Source organism: Brevundimonas kwangchunensis (assembly GCF_039523815.1).
Lineage (GTDB): Bacteria > Pseudomonadota > Alphaproteobacteria > Caulobacterales > Caulobacteraceae > Brevundimonas > Brevundimonas kwangchunensis.
In genome coordinates this window covers 78,377-101,484 of sequence record NZ_BAAAGA010000004.1, presented here as the reverse complement: position 1 = coordinate 101,484, position 23,108 = coordinate 78,377, and the positions used below count along the sequence as shown (strand labels likewise).

Below are 23,108 nucleotides of genomic sequence, written 5' to 3'. Positions count from 1 at the left end.
GCCCCTCCACCGCTTCGCGGTCCCCCTCCCCCGTTGGGGGAGGAACTGCGTCGCCGGCGTCACCGGCGCTTGCCCTTGCGGACGCCTTTCAGGCCGCCAGAGGGCTTGCCGCCATTGCGGGGCTTGGGACCGCCGGGACGACCGCCGCCGCGTTTGGGATAGCCGCCATCCTTCGCGCCGCGGGCGCGCATGCCGAGACGGGCCGAAGGGGCGTTGGGATCGCGCGGAGCCGGGTCGGACAGCATCTCGAACAGAAGGCCGCCGGTCACCGGCGTCGCCTCGCGCAGCTTGACCTCGACCGTGCGGCCCAGCGTCCAGCGGAGGCCAGAGCGTTCGCCGACGAGGGCGTGGCTGCGGTCGTCGTGGGTGAAATACTCGTTGCCCAGCGAGGAAACCGGCACAAGGCCGTCGGCGCCCGTCTCGTCCAGCCGGATGAACAGGCCGAAGCGGGTCACGCCGGTGATGCGGCCGGTGAAGGTCGCGCCGACGCGGTCCTCGAGGAAGGCGGCGATATAGCGGTCCATGGCGTCGCGCTCGGCGGCCATGGAGCGGCGCTCGGTCATGACGACATGCTCGGCGATGGCGGGTAGCTCGGCGATCTCGCGATCGGTCAGCCCGTCCTTGCCGAGGCCCAGCCCGCGGATCAGGCCGCGGTGGACGATCAGGTCCGAGTAGCGGCGGATCGGCGAGGTGAAGTGGGCGTAGCGGTCGAGGTTCAGGCCGAAGTGGCCGACGTTCTCGGGGCTGTAGATGGCCTGCATCTGGGTGCGCAGGACCACCTCGTTGACCACCTCGGCATGCTCGCCGTCGCGGGTCTCGTCCAGCAGCTTGTTGAAGCGCTTGGTCGTGGCCGGCTCGCCCTTGCTCCACGGCTTGCCGATGGTGCCGAGGAAGTCGCCGAGGTTCAAGAGCTTCTCCTGACTGGGAGCATCGTGGACGCGGTAGAGCAGGGGGATCTTCTTCTGCTCCAGCGTCTCGGCGGCGCAGACATTGGCCTGGATCATCATCTCCTCGATCAGCCGGTGGGCTTCGAGGGAGACACGCGGCTCGATCGAGGTGATCTCGCCGTTGGTCATGCGGATGCGGCGCTCGGCGCTCTCGATCTGCAGCGGGCTGCGCTTCAGGCGGCCCTTCAGCATGGCGTGGTAGGCATTCCAGAGCGGATAAAGGATCTGCTCCATGATCGGGGCGGTGGTGTCGTCGGGCTGGCCGTCGATGGCGGCCTGGGCCTGCTCGTAGCTGAGCTTGGCCTTGGAGCGCATCAGGCCGCGAACGAACTTGTGGCCCGTCTTGCGGCCGTCCTTGTCGAAGACCATCCGCACGGCCATGCAGGCGCGGTTGTCGCCCTCGGTCAGGCTGCACAGGCCGTTGGACAGCCGCTCCGGCAGCATCGGTTCGACGCGGTCGGGGAAGTAGGTCGAGTTGCCCTTGTCCCGAGCCTCGCGGTCCAGCGCCGTGCCGGGGCGGACGTAGGCGGCGACGTCGGCGATGGCGACCCAGACGATCCAGCCGCCGGGGTTCTTCGGATCCTCGTCCTTGTGGGCGTAGACGGCATCGTCGTGGTCGCGGGCGTCGGCCGGGTCGATGGTGATCAGCGGCAGTTCGCGCAGATCCTCGCGGCCCTTCAGCGACGGCAGTTCCTGATCGCCGGCCTCCTGCTCGACCTGCTCCGAGAAGCCGGTCGGGACGCCGTGCGAGTGGATGGCGATCAGGGAGGCGGCGCGGGGATCGTCCTCGCGGCCGATGGTCTCGAGGATCTTGCCGCGCTTGGGTCCGTAGCGCTGGTCGCCCTTCTCGATGGCCGCGAGCACGAGGTCGCCGTCCTTCAGACCCTCGGACTGGGCGTGGGGCGCCAGCAGGACGTCCTTCGAACGGCGGTCGACCGGTTCGACCCGGACCTCGCGGTTGGACTTGCGGATGACGCCGAGCACGCGGGTGCGCTCGCTGTCGAGCTTCTTCACCAGACGGGCTTCCCAGCCCTCGGCGCCGCGGGTGAACTTGACCAGCAGGCGGTCGCCCATGCCGGGGGCCGGGCCGGTGCGGCCCGAGTTGTCGGGCATCAGGACGGCGCGGGGGGCGTCGTCGGAGGCGTCCACGAGACGGACGTACATGTCGCCGTCGACGTCACGCTCGACCACGTCGGCGACGCCGACGGGGGGCAGGGCGCCGGATTCGGAGAAGCCCTTGCGGCCACGTTTTCCGAGCGCGCCTTCGGCTTCGAGCTCGCGGATCATTTCGCGCAGGGCGCGTCGGTCGCCGCCCTTCAGGCCGAAGTGGCGGGCGATATCGGTTTTCTCGGCAGACCCGGCTTCTCGCAGGAAGGCGAGGAGGGTGGCCTTGTCGGGGAGGCCGGCGGCGGGCCGGCGGGGAGGTTTGGTCATTTGGTCTTTCTAATACCGCCCTTTGCCGCTTCTTCGATGCGGGAAATGTCGGGCGGGTTGTGAACCGGGAGGGGCGGGCCTAGCTTCCGGCCCGAAGCCTCCATGGAGTTCGTGAATGTCTGTCGCCCCCGCCCCGGTCCTCGCCGGACCGACCAGCTCGCTGCTGGACCTGATCGGCAAGACGCCGATGGTGGAGGTGACGAAGATCGACACCGGGAAATGCCGCCTGTTCCTGAAGCTGGAGGCGCAGAACCCGGGCGGGTCGATCAAGGACCGCATCGCGCTGTCGATGATCGCAGCGGCGGAGGCGGAGGGTTTCCTGAAGCCCGGCGGCACCATCGTCGAGGCGACGGCCGGCAACACGGGCCTGGCGCTGACCCTCGTGGGGCAAGCGAAGGGGTATAAGGTGCTTCTGGTCATCCCGGACAAGATGTCCAAGGAAAAAATCCAGCATCTCAGGGCGATGGGCGCCGATGTTCGCCTGACGCGGTCGGACGTGCCGCACGGCCACCCCGAGTACTACACCGATATGGCCGAGCGTCTGGCGCAGCAGATCCCGGGCGGATTCTACGTCAACCAATTCGCCAACGACGCCAACTCGGAAGCCCACTTCAGGACCACCGGCCCGGAGATCTGGGAGCAGATGGGCGGTGAGATCGACGCCTTCTCCGCCGGCATCGGCTCGGGCGGCACGATCACCGGCATCGCCCGCTATCTGAAAAGTGTCGGCTCGAACGCCGAGGTCATTCTGGCGGATCCTGTCGGATCGACCCTGGCGGGCATCGTCAACGAGGGCGTGCCGGGGCCGGAGGGCAGCTACACCGTTGAAGGCATCGGTCAAAATTTCGTGCCTGACACGGCCGACATGAGCCTGATCGACAAGGCCTATTCCATTCCGGACGCCGAGGCGGTCGCTACGGTTCGCGAACTGCTGCTGAAGGAAGGCATCCTCGCCGGTTCGTCCTCAGGCACCCTGATCGCCGCCGCCCTGCGCTGGTGCCGCGAGCAGACCGAGCCGAAGCGGATGGTCACCTTCGTCTGCGACACCGGCGCCAAATACCTGTCCAAGGTCTACAACGACGCCTGGCTGGCCGATCAGGGTCTGGGCGAGCGCGAGCTTCATGGTGACCTGTCGGACCTGATCACGCGCAAATACGCCAAGGGCGATGTGGTCGTGGCCGGTCCGGAAGACACGCTGGACACGGCCTTCAAGCGGATGAAGGGCGCGGACGTGTCCCAATTGCCGATCATCCAGGACGGCCGTCTGGTCGGCATTCTGGACGAGAGCGATCTGGTCCACGTGATGAACACCGACGAGATCACCCGCAAGGAACGGTTCGCCAAGTCGGTCCAGTCCGCCATGACGCGCGATCTGGATACGGTGCAGGTCGGCGAGCCGCTGGACGCCCTTATCCCGCTGTTCGACCGTGACCGCGTGGCGATCATTCTGGACGGCGAGACCTTCGTCGGCCTGATCACCCGGACCGACCTGATCAACCACCTGAGTCTCAACCGCTAGCCAACGACGACCGCGAAGTCGGGGAGAAGGCTTCGCTGCCGCCCATCAAACCGGTCCCGGCCAACGGGACCGCCCCGGGGAGGAAACGACAATGAGAAGACGTGAGCTGTTGCTGGGCGCCTGCGCCCTGTCGGCGCCCGGGGTGGCCACGGGGCAGGATGCGGGGCCGCCCCCGCCCCGGCCCACCTGGGAGGGGATGACCTTCCTCAGCCACCGCAAGCCGATCCGGACGATCCGCTATCATCCGGTGGGCGAGGGGCGTCGCGCGGCGATCGTGATGATGCCCGGCTCGGGGGCGAATCTGTCGACGCGAGGCGGGGCCTGGCACTGGCTGGCGATGCAGTTCGCCGCCGACGGCTATCAGGTTCTGGCGCCCCTGTTCACCGATGCAGAGCCGGACAACGGCATCCGGCCGCCGCGCATGATGGAAGCGTGGCGCGACGTCGGGGAGCACGCCGTCGACTGGCTGATCCAACAAGGTGTGGATCCGCGTCGTACGGCGATGTTCGGCTACTCTCTGGGATCCTATGTCGCCGTGGACGGCGCGCTCGGGAACAACCGGGCAGCGGCCGCCATCGCATTGGCCGGCGGCGTGGACGTCTATACGCCTCGCGCTCCTCGCCGGCGCATTCCGGTTCTGATGATCCGGGCGGATGGAGACACGCATGTGCTGCCGCGCAACACCGCCGCCTGGATCGACTTCCTGCGCGGACACGACATTTTTGTGGAAGAAGCGGTTGTGAGGAACTCCAACCATCTATTCACCGCTGAGAAATGGCAGGAGATCGCCGACCTCTCCCGCGCCTTCTACGCCCGCAACATCGGCCGAATGGATCAGACCTCCGCATGAGCTCGCTGAAGAACAGTCAGGGTTTCTCGACCCGCGCCATCCACGCCGGCCAGAAGCCGGACCCGACGACGGGCGCGGTGATGACCCCGATCTACGCGACCTCGACCTACGCCCAGGAAAGCCCGGGCGTGAACAAGGGCTATGAGTACGCGCGGGGCAAGAACCCGACGCGCGAGGCGTTCGAGGCCTGTCTGGCGGATCTGGAGGGCGGTTCGCACGCCTTCGCCTTCGCCAGCGGCATGGCCGCGACCTCGACGGCGCTGGAGCTGCTGGACGCCGGCTCGCACATCGTGACGGGCGACGACCTGTACGGCGGATCGTGGCGTCTGTTCGAGCGGGTGCGGCGCCGCTCGATGGGGCTGGACTTCGCCTATGTCGACATGGCTGATCTGGCCGCGGTCGAGGCGGCGATCACGCCCAAGACGCGGATGATCTGGGCGGAGACGCCGACCAATCCGCTGATGAAGCTGGCCGATATCGAAGGCCTGTCAAAGATCGCGAAAGCGCATGGTCTGCTGCTCGTGGTCGACAACACCTTCGCGACGCCGTGGAGCCAGCAGCCGCTGTCGCTGGGCGCCGACGTGGTCATGCACTCGGCGACCAAATATCTGAACGGCCACTCGGACATCATCGGCGGCGCGCTGGTGACCGGCAACGCCGACCTCGCGACCCAGCTGAAGTTCCTGCAGAACTCGGTGGGCGGGGTGATGGGGCCGTTCGACGCCTTCCTCGCCAACCGCGGCCTGAAGACACTGGGGCTCCGGATGAAGGCGCACAACGAGAACGCCCTCGCTGTCGCCCGCTGGCTGGAGGCCCGCAAGGGTATCGCGAAGGTCATCTATCCGGGGCTGATCAGCCACCCGCAGCACGAGCTGGCGGCGCGCCAGATGAACGGCCGCTACGGCGGCATGGTCACCGCGATCATCGATGGCGATCTCGCCCGCACGAAGCAGGTGCTGGAGCGGGTGCAGGTCTTCACCCTGGCCGAGTCGCTGGGCGGGGTGGAGAGTCTGGTGAACCACCCGGCCATCATGACCCACGCCAGCGTCCCCAAGGAGGTTCGCGAGGCGGGCGGGGTGACCGAGAACCTGATCCGGCTCTCGGTCGGGGTCGAGGATCTGGACGACCTGATCGCGGATCTGGATCAGGCGCTGGGCTGACCTATATCGCGACGGTCCAGCCGGCGTTGGCGTCGATCCAGAGAATCTCGCCGCCCAGTTCGGGCTTGGCGACGCCTTCCATTGTGATCTCGTAGCGGACCTTATCGTCCGCCGCGGAATGATAGGCGGCGCACATCTCGCCTGTTCCGAGCATCTGCTGGGCCTGCGCACCGATGATCTGACGCATGCCGTTCAACTGGTCGCCCGCCAGGGCCTGGCCCTGGATCTCGACGCCAGTGATCTGGCTGGCGAAGTCGTCGGTGCGCGAACATTCCAGAGCGCCGCGCATGTGCATCGGCGTACGGGTGAGCAGGACGATCGGCGGGGCGGCGCTGACGGCCGTGCGCGCCTCGGTCACGATCGCGCCGTCGGCTTCGAAGCTGTAGGTCACAAGGCCCGAACAGGTCTTCGCCTCGGTATTGGGCGAAACGCACATGAGCTTGCCCTCGCGAGCCGGTGCGAGCGGGTCCTCGATCTGCTGTGGCAGCAAGGCGAGGGCGGCGGCGAGTGTCAGGAACATGGGGCGTCTCCGTTCTGTCGTTGCGGAGACGATGTCACACACGCGTAACGTTCAACAGACGCCGTCAGTCGGGTGCGACACCTTCGTCAGGCGTCACGCCGGCGTCGGGGTCGACATAGTGCTGCTGGCAGAGCTTGCGCAGGTCGGACGTCAGGGTGCGGCCGTACAGGGCGTCCTGCAGGCGGTCGTAGCCCTCGGCGGACAGTTGCTGCTTGATGTCGCTGACGGACCGGCAGGCTCCGCTCCTGGCCAGCTCGTACGCGCGTTCCAGGGTGGTCGGTCTATTCGAACTCATGCCCCCATTTAGGGACGGCAGAGCTTTTTTGCTAGAAGGCGAAGGCGATCCCGGCGACCAGACCGTCCTTGTATTGCTCGCCCGGCACGTCGGCGTCGGTCGCGTGCCAACGCAGGTCGGCCTCGATTGCGTCGGTCAGGGCATAGCTGAAGCCGACGTTCCAGCCCGTGTAGTCGATGCTGTTGTCCTGCTCACGACGGCCGATCTCGGCGGTGCCTTTCAGCTTGTTGGTGAAGTCCCAGCCGCCACGCAGGGCAACCCAGGTCCAGACTTCGGTCGAGCCGGTGCTGTCGGGCGAGTGCTGCACGCGCACGCGGGCGCTGGCCGGGCCGATGGAGCGGCTGATGTCGGCGGTGAACTCCCAGGCGTCATCGTCCGCGCCGGGGTTGGCGTCGACGTGCCATTTGTGTTCGGCGCTGATGTCCAGATCGAAGCCGGCCAGCTGCGGGCGGATGCCGGCGACCAGCGAGACTTCCAGATCCGAGCCGGTAGACGACTTGATCGTCTCGAAGGCCGGGCCGGCATAGAAGAAGCCGCTGCTGTTCGACCACTGGGCCTCGCCCCAGACGAACGGCTCGCCATCCGACTTGGACGCGTCCTTGGACCGGTTATCGGTCGCCGCGCCGAGGCCGAACGACCAGTCGCCTCCGGCGTCCTGGGCGTGAGCGGAGCCCGTGAACAGGACGAGGGCGGTGGCGGCGAGCGTGGCGGTACGGATCATGGAACTCCCAGACGCGCGAAGGCGCGTCGGGTTCCTAGACGAACGCAGTCGTTTTGGCGAACCGTTCCGTAGCCTGAGCGAATTCCTGTCGCAGTCGGGTAATGAGTTCCGCAGTCGGCAGGACATCGTGGATGGCGCCGGCGCCCTGGCCTGCGGACCAGACGGTCTTCCAGGCCTTGGCTTCGTCGGCCATGTCCAGCTTGTGCTCGGGCAGTTGCTTGGGATCGATGCCGTTCTCGACCAGCGACTTGGTCATGAAGTTGGCCGGGATGCCCGAGACGGCCGGCGTGTGGACGATATCCGTTGCGCCGCTGTCGATGATCATGTCCTTGTAGGCCTGCGGGGCCATCGCCTCGGTCGTGTTGATGAAGCGGGTGCCCATGTAGGCGAAGTCGGCCCCCAGCATCAGCGCGCCGGCCACGTCCTGACCTGTGGACAGGCAGCCCGACAGGATGATGGTCCCGTCGAAGAACTCGCGGACCTCGTTGACCAGGGCGAAGGGGTTCACGATGCCGGCGTGGCCGCCGGCGCCGTTGGCGACCAGGATCAGGCCGTCGACGCCCGCCTCCGCGGCCTTGCGGGCGTGGCGGACGTTGGCGATGTCGTGGAAGACCACGCCACCGTAGCCGTGCACCGCCTCGACCACGTCACGCACCGCGCCCAGCGAGGTGATGATCAGCGGCACCTTCTCCTCGACCGACACCATCATGTCGGCCATCAGCCGCGGGTTGGTCGGGTGGACGATGTGATTGACGCCGAACGCGGCGGCGTCGGGCTTCAGCCGGGCCTTGATCTCGTGCAGCCACTCCCGATAGCCCTCGGTGGTGCGCTGGTTCAGCGACGGGAAGGTGCCGATCACGCCGTTGTTGCAGCATTCGACCACCACATCCGGTCCCGAGACCAGGAACATGGGCGCCGAAATCACCGGCAGCGTCAGACCCTTTTGCAGCGAAGCCGGAATGGCCATGGCGTTTCCCCGAGTTGTCTTTCGCTACGGATAGCGGGCTGTCCCGAGGGAAGGCAAGCTGGCCCCGAAGGTCAGGACCCGCTACATCGCGTCCCATGACGACCGACACCTCAGGCCTGTCCCAGCTGGGCCAGATGATCGCCGCGCCGACCAGCCCGGAAACCGCCGTGCTGGAGCGTGTGCCCAACCCGCATGCGGACACCCTCTATGTGGCCCGCTTCACGGTGCCGGAGTTCACCAGCCTGTGCCCGGTGACAGGCCAGCCGGACTTCGCCCACATCGTCATCGACTATGCGCCGGGCGAGTGGCTGGTCGAGTCCAAGAGCCTGAAGCTGTACCTGACCAGCTTCCGCAACCACGGCGCCTTCCACGAGGACTGCACCGTCGCCATCGGCCGCAAGCTGGCCGACCTGCTGCAGCCGAAATGGCTGCGCATCGGCGGCTACTGGTATCCGCGCGGCGGCATCCCGATCGACGTCTTCTGGCAGACCGGCCCGGCGCCGGAGGGCCTGTGGCTGCCCGATCAGGGCGTGCCGACCTATCGCGGGCGGGGTTAAGGCAAGGCAGCGGTTAGCCGCGCCTCTCTCTGGCCAATCGCCCGTCGGTATGCCGTCTTCAAGACTGTGAAGAATCGCGCGAGTTGTCCCCTTTGTGCAGCTTATGGGGGTGTTTGTGGCGAAGGATTCCGGACGCGACTGGGCGGCCTATTCGGCGACCAATGAGAATTTTCGGCGCCACGGGTTGGCTCCGACCATGCGATGGCTCATCGCCGTCGCGCTCAACAAGTCGTGGCTGACCTATGGCGGCTTGAAACGCCTCCTTGAGGAGAATGACGGGTTCTCCACCATCTTCCCGACCCGCATAGGATGGGTGGCGGGAGCCATGATGGAGACCATTCAGGCCGTCGAGCCGGATGCGCCTCTTCTGAATGTCCTCGTCGTGAGTCAAACCGACGAGACGCCCAGTCGGGGAGCCGGCGAATTCATGGCAAAACGGTTAGGTGACCCTCGTCTCGCGGCGCCCGGGTACAAGAAGCAGTATCCCGGCAGTTGGGAGCGCCATTTCAACAAGGCTGCGTCGGAGGTGTACGCCTACTCAGCCGATGACTGGGCCCGGCTCTATAAAAAGGTGTTTGGCCAACCTTTGCTGCCTGACCGCATGGCGGATGACCGGGATACTCTTCAGGAGGGCAACGAAGAGGATTCCGGCGGCGGCGCGTTCAAATACGGCGCTGGCGGGGAGGGGCCTGCGCACCGGGCGCTTCGGCTCTGGGTAATGAACAACCCGGCCGAGATTCGCAGGTCTTTTGCGACGGCCCGGACAGAGACCGAGTTTGGACTGGATTCCGGTGATCGCGTCGATGTCGCCTATCACCTTCCGGATCGATCCGTGATGATTGAGGTGAAGTCGCGCATATCCAATGTCGTTGATCTGCATCGAGGCGTATTCCAGTGCGTGAAGTACCGCGCGGTAAAAGAGGCGATGGATGTCCGGACAGATCCGCTGGTGGAGGTTTTTCTCGTCACCGAAACCAAAATTCCGGGTGAGATAAAGGCGCTCCTCAAGCGTCACGACATTCGCCACGTTCAGGTCCCGTTGGATCGGTCATGACCTGCCGACGTCTTCCCCGCAGAACAACGCAGGCTGGGTGTGGCGAGATGCCGACCGGGGACACGCGCCGAACGCTCGCTCAGTTGATCCGGGACTATCAGGCTCGCTATGGCGAGGGCCGGACTCGGGCCGACCTTTGGTGGTCGTCGGCGCAGTCGCCGGAAGAAGCTTTGGCGAGGGCCTTCTATGACTGGGAAGAGCCCGATGGGCAGCCGCTCCGTCGCCTCAACAGCCACCAGTTCAGGCTGGGTTATGCTCAGGTCGGGCGTGCACTTCAGGCTGCGCAGCAGCAGCTGCCGCGCCTCATGGATGTCACGGATTTTGATACGCTGATGTCGGTTTTTTCGGCCATCTGGCAGGTCGAGGAAGTTTTCCTTGATGCTGCGCTGCTGACCTATGACGTCGCTGAGCGCTTCGGTCGATATCGCGGTCTCTATCCGGAGCAGGTCTACCTGCATGCGGGGGCCGCCCGAGGGGCGCGAGCGCTGGGCGTAAACGGAGATCGGGTTCCCCGTGATCGGTTCGGACCGGTGCTGGGAGCTCTGGAGGCCGCAGAGATCGAGAATTTCCTGTGCATCTGCAAATCGGACCTGTCTCCTGACTTGCTGAAGCGTTGACGGCAGGCCGCATCAAATCTCCACACGCCAGCGCCGCCGGCCGCCGCTAGCCTCCGGCGCATGATCACCGACCGCCGTCTCCCGCTCGAAGCGCTTGGCCGCCGCTGGATGGCCCGCGCGGAGGCGTGGGCGGATCGGTCAGTGCTGCGCGGCGCAGCGTACGAGCTTCTCTGGTTCGGGCTGAAGCAGGGCTGGGCCTGCCTGTTCGGCGGACTGCTGCTGGCGCTGATCGTCGGGACCTTCCTGTGGTGGCCGGACGGCGCGCCGCTGGCCCGCTATGATTTTCTCGTCCTCGGCGCGCTGGCGACCCAGGCGGCCATGCTGGCGCTGAGGCTGGAGAGCTGGGAGGAGGCGAGGGTCATCTTCCTGTTTCACGTCGCCGGAACGGTAATGGAGCTGTTCAAGACCGCGCACGGCTCATGGGTCTATCCGGAAGGCTCGGTGCTCAGGGTTGGCGACGTGCCGCTGTTCTCGGGCTTCATGTATGCGGCGGTCGGCAGCTACATCGCGCGGGTCCAGCGCATCTTCCACATCCGGGTGCGGGGGTATCCGCCGTTCTGGACGACGGCGGTGCTGGCGGCGGCCATCTATGTGAATTTCTTCGCTCATCACTGGCTGTCGGACATCCGGATCGCCCTGTTCGCAGCCACGGCCCTGCTGTTCGGGCGCGGCTGGTTCTGGTTCACGACGGACCGTCGGCGGCGTCGGATGCCGTTGCTGGTCGGCTATCTGCTGGTCGCCCTGTTCATCTGGTTGGCCGAGAACCTGGCGACCTTCGGCCGGGCATGGACCTATCCGGGTCAGGCCGAGGTCTGGGAGCCCGTCGGGCTGGAGAAGCTGGGGAGCTGGTTCCTGCTGATGATCGTCTCGGTCGTACTGGTCTCGATCGTCCACCGACCCGAGCCGGAGCCCGGGCCGGTGGTCGACTGATCAACCCCAGGCGCTGCTTCCGGCTTCTTCGCGGAACTCGAAATCGCCGTCGGTGCTGAGCGACAGGTCGCGCCAGGCGGCGAGTTCGGCCTGCAGGCTGGCGATCTTGCCCTCGACCATGGCGACGGCGTCGGTGCCGGCGGTCCAGCGCACCGGCGGATTGTCGGCATTGGCGAGGGTTACGAGCGCCTGACCCAGCTTGTCCGGATCGCCGGCCTGATTGCGGCTGCGGCTGTCGTAGAAGGTCTTCAGCGCTTCGGCGACGGGGGCGTAGTCGGCGATCGGATTGGCGCCGTGGCGGACGGAGGTCGGCTCCAGGAAGTCCGTGCGGAAGAAGCCGGGCTCGACCACGGTGGCGCGGATGCCGAAGTCGCGGACCTCGCCGTCGAGGGACTCGGTGAAGCCTTCGACGGCAAACTTCGAAGCACAGTAGAGGGCGCCGCTCGGGCCGCCGACGATGCCGCCGACCGAGGAGATGTTGAAAATCCGGCCCGCGCGCTGCGCCCGCATGCCGGGCAGGACGGCGCGGGTCACATGCATCAGGCCGAAGACGTTGGTGTCGTACTGGGCTTGCACGTTCTCGGGGGTCGATTCCTCGAACAGGGACAGGTCGCCGTAGCCGGCGTTGTTCACCAGCACGTCGATACGGCCGAAGTGAGAGATGGCGGCGTCGACGGCGGCTCGGACCTGATCCTGATCGGTGACGTCCAGCGCCACGGTCAGGACGCGGTCGTCGCCGGCGTCGAACAGGTCGGTCAGGGCTTCGCGGCGGCGAGCTGTGGCGACGACTTTGTCGCCGGCGGCCAGGGCGGCGCGGGCGATGGCGGTTCCGAGACCGCGCGAGGCGCCGGTCACGAACCAGATGCGGGGGGTGGAAGCGGTCAGGGTTTGCTCCTTCAATCGGGAGCTCCGATATGCGCGCCGCCGGGCCGACAGACGTAGACAGATCGCGCCAGTATCTTGCACAATCCTGCCAGATGCCTTGTGTTCGCTTGCGTTCGGGCGAGGCAGGGCGCTTGGGTTGGACATGAACCGCTTGCACGAACTCGTCGCCCTTGTCCGGGGGCAGATCGACGGCACAGGACTGGAGGGCATCGGCCCGATGACCCTGCCGGGCCTGCAGATGATCGCCAGCACGACGCTGACCGAGGCGACCCCTCTGGTGTTCGAGCCGATGCTGTGTCTGATCCTGGAGGGGGCGAAATCCACGACCCTCGGAGCTGAGACCCACGCCTATCGCGCCGGTCAGTATCTGGTGGTCAGCACCGATCTGCCGGTCAGCGGCAAGGTGGTCGAGGCGCCCTATCTGGCGGTGGGCATTCCGCTGGACCGGGCGATGATCGCCGAACTGATGCTGGAGATGGGCGATCCGGTCGGGGAGACGCCGTCCACTCGCGGGCTGGCCGTTAGCGATATCGATGACGACCTGCTGGACACGGTGATCCGGCTGGTCCGCCTGCTGGATCGTCCGGATGAGGCTGTCGTCATGGCGCCGATGATCCGGCGCGAGCTGATGTGGCGGCTGCTGCGCGGAGAGCGCGGCGAGATGATGCGCCAGATCGGCTCGGACGGCGGGCGGCCGGATCAGGTGCGCCGGGCGATCCGCTGGCTGCGCGAGAATTTCTCCGCGCCCATGCGGATCGAGGACCTGGCGGGAGTAGCTGGCATGAGCGAGACCTCGCTGCACCGCCACTTCAAGGCCGTCACCGCCATGAGTCCGCTGCAGTACCAGAAGCAACTGCGGCTGCAGGAGGCGCGGAACCTGCTGCTGAGTCAGGGACGCGATGTGGCCGGTGTCGGCTTCGCCGTCGGGTACGACAGCCCCAGCCAGTTCAGTCGCGAGTACGCCCGTCTGTTCGGCGCGCCGCCGGGACGCGATCTGGATCGGCTGAGGGCGGATCCATCGCTGGCTGTGGCGATCTGAGATCGCGGCCTGCTACACCTCCCTGAAACGGAGGGGATCATGGCGCGAACCGACGCCGACGTCGTCATTCTGGGCGGGGGCCACAACGGGCTGGTCTGCGCCTTCTATCTGGCGAAGGCCGGGCTGAAGGTGACCGTGCTGGAGCGCCGGGCGGTGGTCGGCGGAGCGGCGGTGACCGAGGAGTTCCACCCCGGCTTTCGCAACTCGACCGCCAGCTACACGGTCAGCCTGCTGAACCCGAAGGTCATCGCCGACATGGAACTGGCCCGGCACGGGCTGAGGATCGTGGAGCGCAAGGCGTCCAACTTCCTGCCGTTCGACGATGGCCGCTATCTGCTGACCGGCGAGGGGCGGACGCAGGGCGAGGTGGCGAAATTCTCGGCTCGGGATGCGGAGCGCCTGCCCGAGTACGAGCGTCGGCTGGAGGTCGTGGCCGGCATCCTGCGCGACTGGATCCTGAAGGCGCCGCCGAACCTGACCGAAGGCGGCTGGCTGACGCAGCTTCCTGAAATGGCCTCGGCGGCCGGGCTGGGGCGGCAGGCACTGGGGCTGGACACGGAGGGGCGGCGCGATCTGCTGGACCTGTTCGCCAAGTCGGCGGGCGACTGGCTGGACGGCTGGTTCGAGAGCGATCCAATCAAGGCCCTGTTCGGGTTCGACAGCGTGGTCGGCAACTATGCCAGCCCCTACACCCCGGGCTCGGCCTATGTGCTGCTGCACCACGTCTTTGGCGAGGTAAACGGCAAGAAGGGCGTCTGGGGACACGCCGTCGGCGGCATGGGCGCGATCACCCAGGCGATGGCGAAGGCCTGTGCCGAACTGGGTGTCGAGGTGCGGCTGGAGACGGCTGTCGCCGAGGTACTGACCGAGAAGGGCAGGGCTGTCGGCGCCGTGACCGAGGCCGGCGACGTGGTGCGCGCGACGGCGGTGGTGTCGAACCTGCACCCTCGCCTGCTGTTCGAGCGGCTGGTGGACGATGCGGTCGTGCCGGCGGATTTCCGCGAGCGGATCGGCAACTATCAATCCGGATCGGGCACCTTCCGGATGAATGTGGCGCTGTCGAAGCTGCCGGAGTTCACGGCGCTGCCGGGGCAGGGGGATCATCTGACGGCCGGCATCATCATCGCACCGACGCTGGCCTATATGGATCGCGCGCATGCCAGCGCGCGGCTGAAGGGCTGGTCGGACGAGCCGATCGTCGAAATGCTGATCCCGTCGACGCTGGACGACGGGCTGGCCCCCTATGGCCAGCACGTCGCGAGCCTGTTCTGCCAGCACGTCGCGCCGGATCTGGCGGACGAACACCGGGACACGGTGGCGGACCTGATGATCGAGACGGTGGATCGGCACGCGCCGGGCTTCAAGGAGTCTGTTATCGGGCGACTGGCGCTGGGGCCGCGGGATCTGGAGCGGCGTTTCGGTATGGTCGGCGGGGACATCTTCCACGGCCGCCTGACGCTGGACCAGTTGTTCAGCGCGCGACCGGTGCTGGGGCACGCGGATCACCGCATGCCCGTGCCGGGGCTCTATCTGTGCGGATCAGGGGCGCACCCGGGCGGCGGTGTGACCGGCGCGCCGGGGCACAATGCCGCGCGGGCGGTGCTCAAGGACTTCAGGCGTTAGCCACGCCGATCGCGGCCATCAGGGCGTCCTGGACGGCCGACTCGGTAAAGGGCTTCTGGATGGTGCGCTGGCCGCGCCATTCGTCGGGCAGGCCACCCTCGCCATAGCCGGTGGAGAAGACGAAGGGCACGCCGCGCTCGCGAAGCGCTTCAGCCACCGGGAAGATCTGACGACCGGCCACGTTGACGTCCAGCAAGGCGCCGTCCAGCTGCTCCGAGGCGGCGAGGCGCAGGCCCTCGTCGATGGTGGAGGCCGGCCCAACGGGCGTGCAGCCCATGTCCTCGAGGATGGTTTCAAGCAGCATGGCGACGAGGGACTCGTCCTCGACGATCAGGATGCGGCGTCCGGCGAGTTCTTGCGTCATCTAGTTTTGTCCCTGGTCCAACGGGACCGAGAATTCAGCGCTGAATCCAGCAGTTGCGTAGTCCAGTTTGACCTCGCCCGCCAGATCGTGGCGAACGTTGCGTTCGATCAGTCGACTGCCGAAGCCACGTCGGGTGGGCTCCCCGACCGGTGGGCCGTCGATCTCGCGCCAGCTGAGTTGCAGCACGGGCTCCGCCTGATTGGCGACGGCCCAATCGACCAGCACCCGTCCGTCCGGTGAGGAGAGGGCGCCGTACTTGGCGGCGTTGGTGGCCAGTTCGTGGAAGATCATCCCGAAGGACAGGGCGGCCGCCGGAGTCAGGGCCAGCGGTGGACCGTTCAGGCTGACGCGATGCGGGCCGTGAGCTTCGGTTTCGTGCTCCAGAATGGCGCGCAGGTCCGCGCCCTCCCAATGGCTGCGGGTCAGCAGGTCGTGGGTATGGGACAGGGCCATAAGCCGGGCCTGGAAGCTCTCGGCGAAACTGCGCGGGTCTTCGTGCGAACGCGCTGTCTGGATGGCGATCGACTGGACGGTGGCGAGGGTGTTCTTCACCCGGTGGTTCAGCTCGTCGATCATCAGCTTCTGCCGCTCGGCGGCGGCGATGTTGTCCGTGACGTCGTGGCCCTGAACGAAGATTCCGGCGACGGCGCCGGTGGCGTCGCGGATCGGCTGATAGATGAAGTTCAGATAGACCGTTTCGAGCGGACCGTCGGGCGTGCGTTGCAACTGGACCTTGCTGGCCCGACCTTCGTGGGGTTCGCCGGTGGCGAAGACGTTGTCGAGGAACTCGAAATAGCCCTGCCCGACCAGCTCCGGCAGGGCCTCGCGGATCGGCTTGCCGGCGATGTTGCGGTGGCCGATGAGCTGGGCGTATGTCCCGTTGTGCATCTGGAAGACATGTTCGGGGCCGGCGAGGATGGCGACGAAGCCGGGGGCCTGCATGAACATGTCGACCAGCCGGTTGCGCTCGCCCTCCAGCCTCTGCATGTCGGCCTGGACGTCTTCGGCGCGGCGCAGGACCTGCCCACTGAGGATGGCGTCGATGTCGGAGACGGACGCCGACTGGCCAGCGGCCCGGGCCGCCTGTCGGCGCAGCATCTGCAACTCGGTGATGTCGCTGGTGTGCTGCAGGATGTAGCGAAGCTTCCCCGTGTCATCGCGAACAGGGCTGTGGGTGCAACTCCAGTACTTGTCGACGTAGCGAACCTCTCCGGTCTCGTCAGGCAGGGGGATTGCGTAGTGCAGCATCGGCAGATGGTCGATCTGGCCGGTGGCGAGCACGCGCTCGAAGGAGGCGCGCAACAGGTTGGCGTTGGCGTCGTCGCCGCCGCCATCGAAGGCCTTCATCACGTGCTGGCCGAGAAGCTCGTCACGGCTCCGCTGTGTCACGTCCAGATAGGCGCGGTTCATGCCTGCATAATGCAGATCGGGCGTCAGCAGCATGTACGGATTGGGTGAGGCGTCGAACGCGCTCGCCAGATCGGCAGCCAGTTCGCCGGATTTCGCCAGTTCTTTCAACGCCACTCCCCGCGCAGACGTATGGTAACGCTTGCAACACAGGCCGGTTCCGGCGTCACGGCCTTGTCGTGGTTCGTTATTTGAGCGGGGCTCCGGAACAGGGCAGGGTACCGCGCATGATGCTGACCTCCCTGATCGCCGCCGCCGTTCTTATGACCGCACCGACAGATGATCCTGCCAACGACCCGCGCGCGCGGGTCGCGCATGGCGCCCTTGTGGGACGGAGCGCAGATGGCGTCGAAGCCTTCAAGGGCATCCCTTACGCCGCGCCGCCGGTCGGGCCGATGCGCTGGCGGCCGCCCGCGCCGGTCGAGGCCTGGTCCGGTGATCGGGATGCGGGGACGGACGGCGCCATCTGCATCCAGCCGCCATCCAACGGCGATCCCGGCGTCGGCCCGCTGCCGATGAGCGAGGACTGTCTGACGCTGAACGTCTGGACGCCGGAGGGGCGGGCAGGCGCGCTGCCCGTCATGGTCTGGATCCATGGCGGTGGGTACAACAACGGCTCGGGTACGGCGGCCCTGTACGACGGATCCAAACTTGCCCGGCGCGGCGTGGTGCTGGTGTCGATCAACTACCGGTTGGGCCGCCTCGGCTTCTTCGATCATCCGGCGCTGGCGGCCGAACGGCCTGTCGACGAACCCGCCGGCAACTACGGCGTCATGGACCAGATCGCCGCGCTGGAATGGGTGCGCGACAACATTGCGGCCTTCGGCGGCGATCCGGCCAACATCACGATCTTCGGCGAGTCCGCCGGCGGGGCCGCCGTGACCCAGTTGATGATCGCGCCCGCGGCTCGCGGCCTGTTCCATAAGGCGGTGGTGCAGTCGGGTCTCGGCCGTCAGCAATCGGCGGAGCTGGCGCTGGACCGGCCGGGGCGGCCCTCGGCGCAAACGCTGGGACGGAATTGGGCGCGCGGCGCCCGTCTGCCGGCGGCGGTCACGGCCGAGCAGCTTCGCGGTGTATCCGCAGAGCAGTTTCTCACCCCGGCGCCGGCCTTCTACGGCGAGAACCTGATCGTGGACGGCCGGGTGCTGACCGAGGACGTGGCCGAGGCCTTCGCCGCCGGGCGTCAGGCGCCGGTGCCGTTGATACTGGGGACCAATAGCGCCGAGTTCTGGTGGATCCGTCCGACCGAGAACAGCGCCTACGGCCGGGCGGAGGACGCCCTGCTGCGCAGCGAACACGATGCGTTGGTCGAAGCTTACGGTGGGCCCGAGGGGTACGATGCGCACATCGTCAGCGATGTGATCTTCAACGAGCCCGTGCGACATCTGTCGCGCCTGCACACCCGCGCCGGTCATCCGACCTGGCTCTACCGGTTCGATGTGGTGCCGGACTCCAATCCGGAGCCGAGCGGCGGGGCGACCCATGCGTCCGAGCGGCCCTATGTGTTCGACAACCTGCATACGGTCGGTCGACCATTGGGCGAGCGTGACGATCGGGCTGCGAAGGCTATGGCGGCGTATTGGACGACCTTCGCGCGTTCGGGCGATCCGAACGGGGAGGGGCGTCCAGCCTGGCCGGAGTTCGGCGCCGTCCGTGACGGTCTGCTCGAGTTCACGAACGACGGCCCCGTGGCGAAGCCGATGCCTTTCCCGGAGCGCCTCGACATCATCGAGAACTTCTACGCCCGGACCCGGCCGTGGGCGCGTTGACGCTGGCTCCAAGGCCGTCCCCGCCATCAATGTGACGCGATCGGATCGACGTTACCCGAGGCTGTGTGGATTGTGTCCTCGCGGCCCCATCTGTCGCGCAAACGCCCGCCAGACGGGAACCTGACTGGGGCGCCTCCATTACCGCGCTTTGACGACAGGCCGTGCGGAAAGACCTGTGACGGTGCGATCACAAACTGTGTGTGGCGAAACCGGGGCACTTGCGACGCACATGAATCATATGTCATGTAAACGGTTACACGGACCTCACGGACGGACCCGCGCCAAGCGGGCCGGCATCGTGATCCGAGGGAGGACTGACCCTTTGACCCGTTTTGCGACGCTGCCTTTCCGCATGGAAGGTCAGGTTTGAAGCCGGCGACCATCCGGGATGTCGCCGAGCGCGCGGACGTGTCCGTGGCGTCGGTGTCGCGCGTCCTGAACGGGGCCGGGCCTGTCACGGAAGCGACCCGTATGCGGGTGCTCGAGGCCGTCGAGGCGCTGCAGTACGTCCCGCATTCCGGCGCGCGCAGCCTGTCCACCAGCCGGACCAACACCATCGGCGTGATCCTGCCCGATCTCTACGGCGAGTATTTCTCCGAGCTGATCCGGGGCATGGACGTGGCGGCCCGGGCGCGGGGCTATCACCTGATCGTTTCCTCCTCGCACGACAGCGCTGACGAGGCGTCGGCCGCCATCCGGTCCATGCGTGGACGGGTGGACGGCATGATCGTGCTGTCGCCGCACGTCGGCGCCGCCAACCTGGCCTCGGGCCTCGCCGGGCGCACGCCGATCCTGTTGATGAACGGCGGCGCGGATGTCGAGCGGCCTTCGATCGTGATCGACAACCATGGTGGCGCGGTCGCCGCGGTCGAGCACCTGGTCGCCCTCGGCCGCACCCGCATCGTCCACATCGCTGGCCCGACGGGCAACCTCGACGCCGAGGCGCGGATGGCGGGCTATATGGAAGCCATGGCCCGCGCGGGTCTGCCGCCGCGGGTGGTGGAAGGCGCCTTCACCAAGGCTTCGGGCCATGAGGCTGGGGAATCCCTGGCCGCCGCCGCGGAGCGTCCCGACGCCGTCTTCGCCGCCAACGACAATATGGCTGTCGGTGCGATGCTGGCGTTGCAGGACGCCGGGCTTCGCGTGCCCGAGGACATCGCCATCGTCGGCTTCGACGACATTCCGCTGGTCAGCCTCGTCCGTCCTGCGCTGACCACCCTGAAGATCAACATCGCCGAAACGGGCAAGCGCGCGCTGCAGCGCCTGGTCGGCTCCATCGAATCCGCGGGCGAGGTCGCCGCCGCCGCCTGCGAGGTCGTCCGGCCAGAGCTGGTCATACGGCCTTCCAGCGTGGCGGCGACCACACCCGCAAACCGATACGCCCGGCACCGGTCCCTCGCGACCGCCGGCGAAGCCATTTCCAAGGGGGAACACCCAGATGACCAAGTTTAATGCGCGCTATTTCGGGGCGGCATCCGTCCTGGCGCTGGCGATCGCCGTCGGCGCGCCGGGTATCGCCGCCGCCCAGACCTCGACCGCGACGGTTCGTGGCGTCGTGACCGACGGCGGCGCCGCCGAGGCCGCCGCCCAGATCACCGCCCGTGAGACCAGCACCGGCTTCGTGAACCGCGCCACGGCGACCGCAAGCGGAGCCTACGCTCTTCCGAGCCTGCGCCCCGGCACCTACGAGATCACAGTCCAGACCGCCGACGGTCAGACCTCCAGCCAGATCGTGACCCTGCAGATCGGTCAGCAGGCCTACATCCCGTTCGAGGTTTCGCAGGGCTCCGCGCCGTCCGACGCCACCGAACTGGGCGAAGTCGTCGTCACCGGCTCGCGCACGGCCGTCGAGGTGCGGACCTCGGAAATCGCCACCCAGGTGACCCGCCAGCAGATCGAGACCCTGCCGCAGAGCAACCGCAACTTCCTGAACTTCGCCGCTCTCGCTCCCGGCGTGCGCCTGAACCCAGACGAGTTCCGCCGTGACTTCGCCGCGGGCGGCAATACCGGCGGTGGTCTGGGCTCGAACCAGGTCAACGTCTTCATCGACGGCGTCAGCCTGAAGTCGAACGTGAACCAAGGCGGCATCGTCGGTCAGGACGCCAGCCGCGGTAACCCGTTCAGCCAGCTGGCCGTGCAGGAGTTCCGCGTCTCGACGTCGAACTTCAAGGCCGAGTACGAGAATGCCGGCACCTCGGTGATCACCGCCATCTCGCGCTCGGGCACCAACGAGTTCACCGGCGAGGTCTTCGGCTTCTATTACAACGACGACCTGAGCCGCCGGAACTATTTCCAGCGCATTCGCGGACAGAACAAGCCGGCGGTCGAGCGCTCGCAGTACGGCGCATCGCTGGGCGGGCCGATCATCCCCGATCGCCTGTTCTTCTTCGCCGCCTATGAGGTCAACGACCAGGTTCGCAACAACGACGTGGTCGCAGGCGGTGACGCCGCCCAGCGCGCGACTCTGCCTTCGCGGATCAACCTGGCCAACTATGAAGGCAGCTACGCCAGCCCGTTCCGTCAGGACATCTATTTCGGCAAGCTGACGTTCCGCGCCAACGAGGAATCGACCTTCGATCTGCAGGTCAGCTATCGCGAGGAAGACGACATCCGCGGGTTTAGCGGCCAGACGTCGTTCGAGCGCGCCGAGAACGTCGTCAACGAAGTTCTGAGCATCAAGGGCCAGTGGGAATATGTCGGCAGCGGTCTCTTCAATGAGATGGCGATCGACTACCGCGAGTCCTCGTTCCGTCCGGAGATCCTGAACCCTGACCTCGTCGGTGAAACCTTCTCCGGCATCATCGCCATCGGTGGTCGTTCGACGGCGCAAGAGGTCCGGGAAGAGGTTCTGACCTTCCGCAACAACACGACTCTGGATCCGATCGACTTCGGCGGCACGCACCTCGTCAAGTTCGGCATCAAGATGTCGATGGCCGACTTCACCGTGTTCAACGGTCAGAACGTCAACCCGACCTTCACCTACAATCTGAACCCGGCCCAGAACCTCGATTACAGCTTCCCGAGTCAGGCCAGCTATGGCGTCGGCGCGCCGACGGTGACAGCCAGCAATACCCAGTTGGGCCTGTTCATCCAGGACGACTGGGAGGTGAACGATCACCTGACGTTCAACCTCGGCGTCCGCTGGGATTACGAAAGCAACGCCAACAACAATAGCTTCGTCACCCCGGCCAACGCCGCAGCGGCGCTGCGCTTCGCCCAGACAACCCTGCAGGCCCAGGGCGGCAGCTTCGACGCCGAACGTTACATCTCGACCGGCACCAACCGTGACGCCTACAAGAACGCCTTCGGGCCGCGCTTCGGCTTCTCGTATGATGTGTTCGCCGACCAGCAGACCGTCGTCTTCGGCGGCGCCGGCCGCTTCTACGACCGCACCCTGTTCCGCAACGCGGCCGAGGAAAGCCTCTTCCGTCAGTTCGTGAACCGGACGTTCAACTTCTCCCGCGACGGCCTGCCGCGCGGCGGACAGCCGACGATCCTGTGGAACGAGGCTTATCGCAGCAAGGCCGGGCTGGACGGTCTTATCGCTTCGGGTCTGGCGCCCAACGGGGAACTGCGAGTCATCCCGAATGACCTGGCGCCGCCCTACACCGATCAGTTCTCGGTTGGCCTGCGTCAGAAGTTCGGCGACTGGCAGACCTCGGTCTCGCTGATCCATCAGATCGGCAAGAACGAGATCGCCTACTTCCCGATCAACCGCAACGTGGCCCTGGGCACGACGGGTAATGATCGCGGTCGTCAGGTCGCCTTTACCGTTCCGGGCTTCGGAACCATCGTTGCGGCCGATAATGCTCGCGAAACCCGTTATACCGCCCTCTATGTGCAGGCCGACAAGCCTTACACTGCGGACAGCGGATGGGGTGTGACCTTCGCTTACACCGGTGCGGACTCGGAGCAGAAGTGGAACGAGTTCAACTTCGACTTCCCGCGCACTTCGGACCGCCCGTTCGTTCCGAACGGCGCCGATATCGAGCACCAGATCGTGGCCACCGGCATCTATGATCTGCCGTGGGATATGCAGGTGTCGGGCATCCTGACCCTGACCAGCGGCAACCCGTTCAATGTCAACGACAACAGCCGGATCAACGAAGGTCCGGAGTTCTTCCAGAACTTCCGTCAGGGCTTCTTCGGCCAGCCGGAGCGTCGCGGGTTCATCATTCCGAACGCCTTCGCGTACCGGAACCTGGACCTGCGGCTGACCAAGGATCTCGATGTTCCGGGCGGCACGCTGCAGCTGGTCGGTGAAGTGTTCAACGTGTTCAACTTCGACAACTTCAGCGGCTACGACGGCGGCATCCCGGCGACGGGCTTCAACGCCAACTTCGGCAATCCGTCGTCGACCGTGGGTCTGACCCGCACCTTCCAGTTCGGAGCGCGCTACCGCTTCTAAACTTCTCCTGAGCCTGCCGGCCGCCCCGAGACAAATGGCCTC

General features: G+C 66.6%; 20 protein-coding genes. 12 read left to right on the top strand and 8 right to left on the bottom strand.

Going from position 1 to position 23,108, the window contains the following annotated elements; all coding sequences use genetic code 11:
• Positions 1-59: 59 nt before the first annotated feature.
• Positions 60-2,381 carry a ribonuclease R gene (gene rnr / locus ABDZ95_RS08630; RefSeq protein ID WP_343792724.1) on the bottom strand — a complete coding sequence of 774 codons (2,322 nt, stop codon included), beginning with the start codon at positions 2,379-2,381 and terminating at the stop codon, positions 60-62.
• Positions 2,382-2,496: 115 nt separating this feature from the next.
• On the opposite strand from rnr, the gene ABDZ95_RS08625 reads away from it, so the two are divergent.
• The 3 genes from ABDZ95_RS08625 (at position 2,497) to ABDZ95_RS08615 (ending at position 5,910) form a co-directional block, all read left to right on the top strand.
• Positions 2,497-3,900, top strand: coding sequence for a pyridoxal-phosphate dependent enzyme (locus tag ABDZ95_RS08625; RefSeq protein ID WP_343792722.1), 1,404 nt, complete (start codon positions 2,497-2,499; stop codon positions 3,898-3,900).
• 91 nt (positions 3,901-3,991) lie between these two features.
• Positions 3,992-4,750: a dienelactone hydrolase family protein gene (locus tag ABDZ95_RS08620; RefSeq protein ID WP_343792720.1), complete on the top strand. Its 759-nt coding sequence runs from the start codon at positions 3,992-3,994 to the stop codon at positions 4,748-4,750.
• Positions 4,747-5,910: a cystathionine gamma-synthase gene (locus ABDZ95_RS08615; RefSeq protein WP_343792718.1), complete on the top strand. Its 1,164-nt coding sequence runs from the start codon at positions 4,747-4,749 to the stop codon at positions 5,908-5,910. The genes ABDZ95_RS08620 and ABDZ95_RS08615 overlap by 4 nt, the downstream gene beginning before the upstream one ends.
• Position 5,911: 1 nt before the next feature.
• Here the strand turns inward: ABDZ95_RS08615 and ABDZ95_RS08610 are convergent, their stop codons facing one another.
• From ABDZ95_RS08610 to ABDZ95_RS08595, 4 genes are all read right to left on the bottom strand, one after another.
• A complete protein-coding gene (locus ABDZ95_RS08610) occupies positions 5,912-6,430 on the bottom strand; it encodes a hypothetical protein (protein WP_343792716.1) in 519 nt (172 codons plus the stop codon).
• Positions 6,431-6,494: 64 nt separating this feature from the next.
• Positions 6,495-6,725 carry a hypothetical protein gene (locus ABDZ95_RS08605; protein ID WP_343792714.1) on the bottom strand — a complete coding sequence of 77 codons (231 nt, stop codon included), beginning with the start codon at positions 6,723-6,725 and terminating at the stop codon, positions 6,495-6,497.
• 31 nt (positions 6,726-6,756) lie between these two features.
• Positions 6,757-7,446, bottom strand: a complete 690-nt coding sequence (locus ABDZ95_RS08600; protein WP_343792712.1) for a TorF family putative porin — start codon at positions 7,444-7,446, stop codon at positions 6,757-6,759.
• A 34-nt stretch (positions 7,447-7,480) separates the two neighbouring features.
• Positions 7,481-8,413 carry an NAD(P)H-dependent flavin oxidoreductase gene (locus ABDZ95_RS08595; protein WP_343792710.1) on the bottom strand — a complete coding sequence of 311 codons (933 nt, stop codon included), beginning with the start codon at positions 8,411-8,413 and terminating at the stop codon, positions 7,481-7,483.
• Between the two features lie 95 nt (positions 8,414-8,508).
• Here ABDZ95_RS08595 and queF point away from each other — a divergent pair, with 95 nt between their 5' ends.
• From queF to ABDZ95_RS08575, 4 genes are all read left to right on the top strand, one after another.
• Positions 8,509-8,970: a preQ(1) synthase gene (gene queF / locus ABDZ95_RS08590; RefSeq protein WP_343792708.1), complete on the top strand. Its 462-nt coding sequence runs from the start codon at positions 8,509-8,511 to the stop codon at positions 8,968-8,970.
• A 115-nt stretch (positions 8,971-9,085) separates the two neighbouring features.
• Positions 9,086-10,024 (top strand): hypothetical protein, encoded by a 939-nt coding sequence (locus ABDZ95_RS08585; protein ID WP_343792706.1) that lies wholly within the window; start codon positions 9,086-9,088, stop codon positions 10,022-10,024.
• Between the two features lie 47 nt (positions 10,025-10,071).
• Positions 10,072-10,641, top strand: a complete 570-nt coding sequence (locus tag ABDZ95_RS08580; RefSeq protein ID WP_343792704.1) for a hypothetical protein — start codon at positions 10,072-10,074, stop codon at positions 10,639-10,641.
• A gap of 60 nt (positions 10,642-10,701) precedes the next feature.
• Positions 10,702-11,571, top strand: coding sequence for a DUF817 domain-containing protein (locus ABDZ95_RS08575; protein WP_425542982.1), 870 nt, complete (start codon positions 10,702-10,704; stop codon positions 11,569-11,571).
• Here the strand turns inward: ABDZ95_RS08575 and ABDZ95_RS08570 are convergent, their stop codons facing one another.
• The gene (locus tag ABDZ95_RS08570; RefSeq protein WP_343792702.1) at positions 11,572-12,471 is read right to left on the bottom strand and encodes an oxidoreductase; all 900 of its coding nucleotides are present in this window, start codon (positions 12,469-12,471) and stop codon (positions 11,572-11,574) included.
• A 127-nt stretch (positions 12,472-12,598) separates the two neighbouring features.
• On the opposite strand from ABDZ95_RS08570, the gene ABDZ95_RS08565 reads away from it, so the two are divergent.
• The gene (locus ABDZ95_RS08565; RefSeq protein WP_343792700.1) at positions 12,599-13,495 is read left to right on the top strand and encodes an AraC family transcriptional regulator; all 897 of its coding nucleotides are present in this window, start codon (positions 12,599-12,601) and stop codon (positions 13,493-13,495) included.
• A gap of 39 nt (positions 13,496-13,534) precedes the next feature.
• Complete coding sequence (locus tag ABDZ95_RS08560) at positions 13,535-15,118, top strand: phytoene desaturase family protein (RefSeq protein ID WP_343792698.1); 1,584 nt, start codon at positions 13,535-13,537, stop codon at positions 15,116-15,118.
• Here the strand turns inward: ABDZ95_RS08560 and ABDZ95_RS08555 are convergent.
• Together ABDZ95_RS08555 and ABDZ95_RS08550 are read right to left on the bottom strand one after the other, a co-directional pair.
• Positions 15,108-15,482 (bottom strand): response regulator, encoded by a 375-nt coding sequence (locus tag ABDZ95_RS08555; RefSeq protein WP_343792696.1) that lies wholly within the window; start codon positions 15,480-15,482, stop codon positions 15,108-15,110. The genes ABDZ95_RS08560 and ABDZ95_RS08555 overlap by 11 nt on opposite strands.
• A complete protein-coding gene (locus ABDZ95_RS08550; protein ID WP_343792694.1) occupies positions 15,483-17,006 on the bottom strand; it encodes a sensor histidine kinase in 1,524 nt (507 codons plus the stop codon).
• Positions 17,007-17,116: 110 nt separating this feature from the next.
• On the opposite strand from ABDZ95_RS08550, the gene ABDZ95_RS08545 reads away from it, so the two are divergent.
• The 3 genes from ABDZ95_RS08545 (at position 17,117) to ABDZ95_RS08535 (ending at position 23,066) form a co-directional block, all read left to right on the top strand.
• The gene (locus ABDZ95_RS08545; protein ID WP_343792692.1) at positions 17,117-18,658 is read left to right on the top strand and encodes a carboxylesterase/lipase family protein; all 1,542 of its coding nucleotides are present in this window, start codon (positions 17,117-17,119) and stop codon (positions 18,656-18,658) included.
• A 366-nt stretch (positions 18,659-19,024) separates the two neighbouring features.
• A complete protein-coding gene (locus ABDZ95_RS08540; RefSeq protein ID WP_343792690.1) occupies positions 19,025-20,110 on the top strand; it encodes a LacI family DNA-binding transcriptional regulator in 1,086 nt (361 codons plus the stop codon).
• A complete protein-coding gene (locus tag ABDZ95_RS08535) occupies positions 20,097-23,066 on the top strand; it encodes a TonB-dependent receptor (RefSeq protein WP_343792688.1) in 2,970 nt (989 codons plus the stop codon). The genes ABDZ95_RS08540 and ABDZ95_RS08535 overlap by 14 nt, the downstream gene beginning before the upstream one ends.
• Positions 23,067-23,108 lie beyond the last annotated feature (42 nt).

What these genes read in the sequence shown, in the direction of transcription:
- rnr (WP_343792724.1), bottom strand. Translation starts at nt 2,381, where the DNA reads ATGACCAAACCTCCCCGCCGGCCCGCCGCCGGCCTCCCCGACAAGGCC.
- ABDZ95_RS08625 (WP_343792722.1), top strand. Translation starts at nt 2,497, where the DNA reads ATGTCTGTCGCCCCCGCCCCGGTCCTCGCCGGACCGACCAGCTCGCTG.
- ABDZ95_RS08620 (WP_343792720.1), top strand. Translation starts at nt 3,992, where the DNA reads ATGAGAAGACGTGAGCTGTTGCTGGGCGCCTGCGCCCTGTCGGCGCCC.
- ABDZ95_RS08615 (WP_343792718.1), top strand. Translation starts at nt 4,747, where the DNA reads ATGAGCTCGCTGAAGAACAGTCAGGGTTTCTCGACCCGCGCCATCCAC.
- ABDZ95_RS08610 (WP_343792716.1), bottom strand. Translation starts at nt 6,430, where the DNA reads ATGTTCCTGACACTCGCCGCCGCCCTCGCCTTGCTGCCACAGCAGATC.
- ABDZ95_RS08605 (WP_343792714.1), bottom strand. Translation starts at nt 6,725, where the DNA reads ATGAGTTCGAATAGACCGACCACCCTGGAACGCGCGTACGAGCTGGCC.
- ABDZ95_RS08600 (WP_343792712.1), bottom strand. Translation starts at nt 7,446, where the DNA reads ATGATCCGTACCGCCACGCTCGCCGCCACCGCCCTCGTCCTGTTCACG.
- ABDZ95_RS08595 (WP_343792710.1), bottom strand. Translation starts at nt 8,413, where the DNA reads ATGGCCATTCCGGCTTCGCTGCAAAAGGGTCTGACGCTGCCGGTGATT.
- queF (WP_343792708.1), top strand. Translation starts at nt 8,509, where the DNA reads ATGACGACCGACACCTCAGGCCTGTCCCAGCTGGGCCAGATGATCGCC.
- ABDZ95_RS08580 (WP_343792704.1), top strand. Translation starts at nt 10,072, where the DNA reads ATGCCGACCGGGGACACGCGCCGAACGCTCGCTCAGTTGATCCGGGAC.
- ABDZ95_RS08575 (WP_425542982.1), top strand. Translation starts at nt 10,702, where the DNA reads ATGATCACCGACCGCCGTCTCCCGCTCGAAGCGCTTGGCCGCCGCTGG.
- ABDZ95_RS08565 (WP_343792700.1), top strand. Translation starts at nt 12,599, where the DNA reads ATGAACCGCTTGCACGAACTCGTCGCCCTTGTCCGGGGGCAGATCGAC.
- ABDZ95_RS08560 (WP_343792698.1), top strand. Translation starts at nt 13,535, where the DNA reads ATGGCGCGAACCGACGCCGACGTCGTCATTCTGGGCGGGGGCCACAAC.
- ABDZ95_RS08555 (WP_343792696.1), bottom strand. Translation starts at nt 15,482, where the DNA reads ATGACGCAAGAACTCGCCGGACGCCGCATCCTGATCGTCGAGGACGAG.
- ABDZ95_RS08545 (WP_343792692.1), top strand. Translation starts at nt 17,117, where the DNA reads ATGATGCTGACCTCCCTGATCGCCGCCGCCGTTCTTATGACCGCACCG.
- ABDZ95_RS08535 (WP_343792688.1), top strand. Translation starts at nt 20,097, where the DNA reads ATGACCAAGTTTAATGCGCGCTATTTCGGGGCGGCATCCGTCCTGGCG.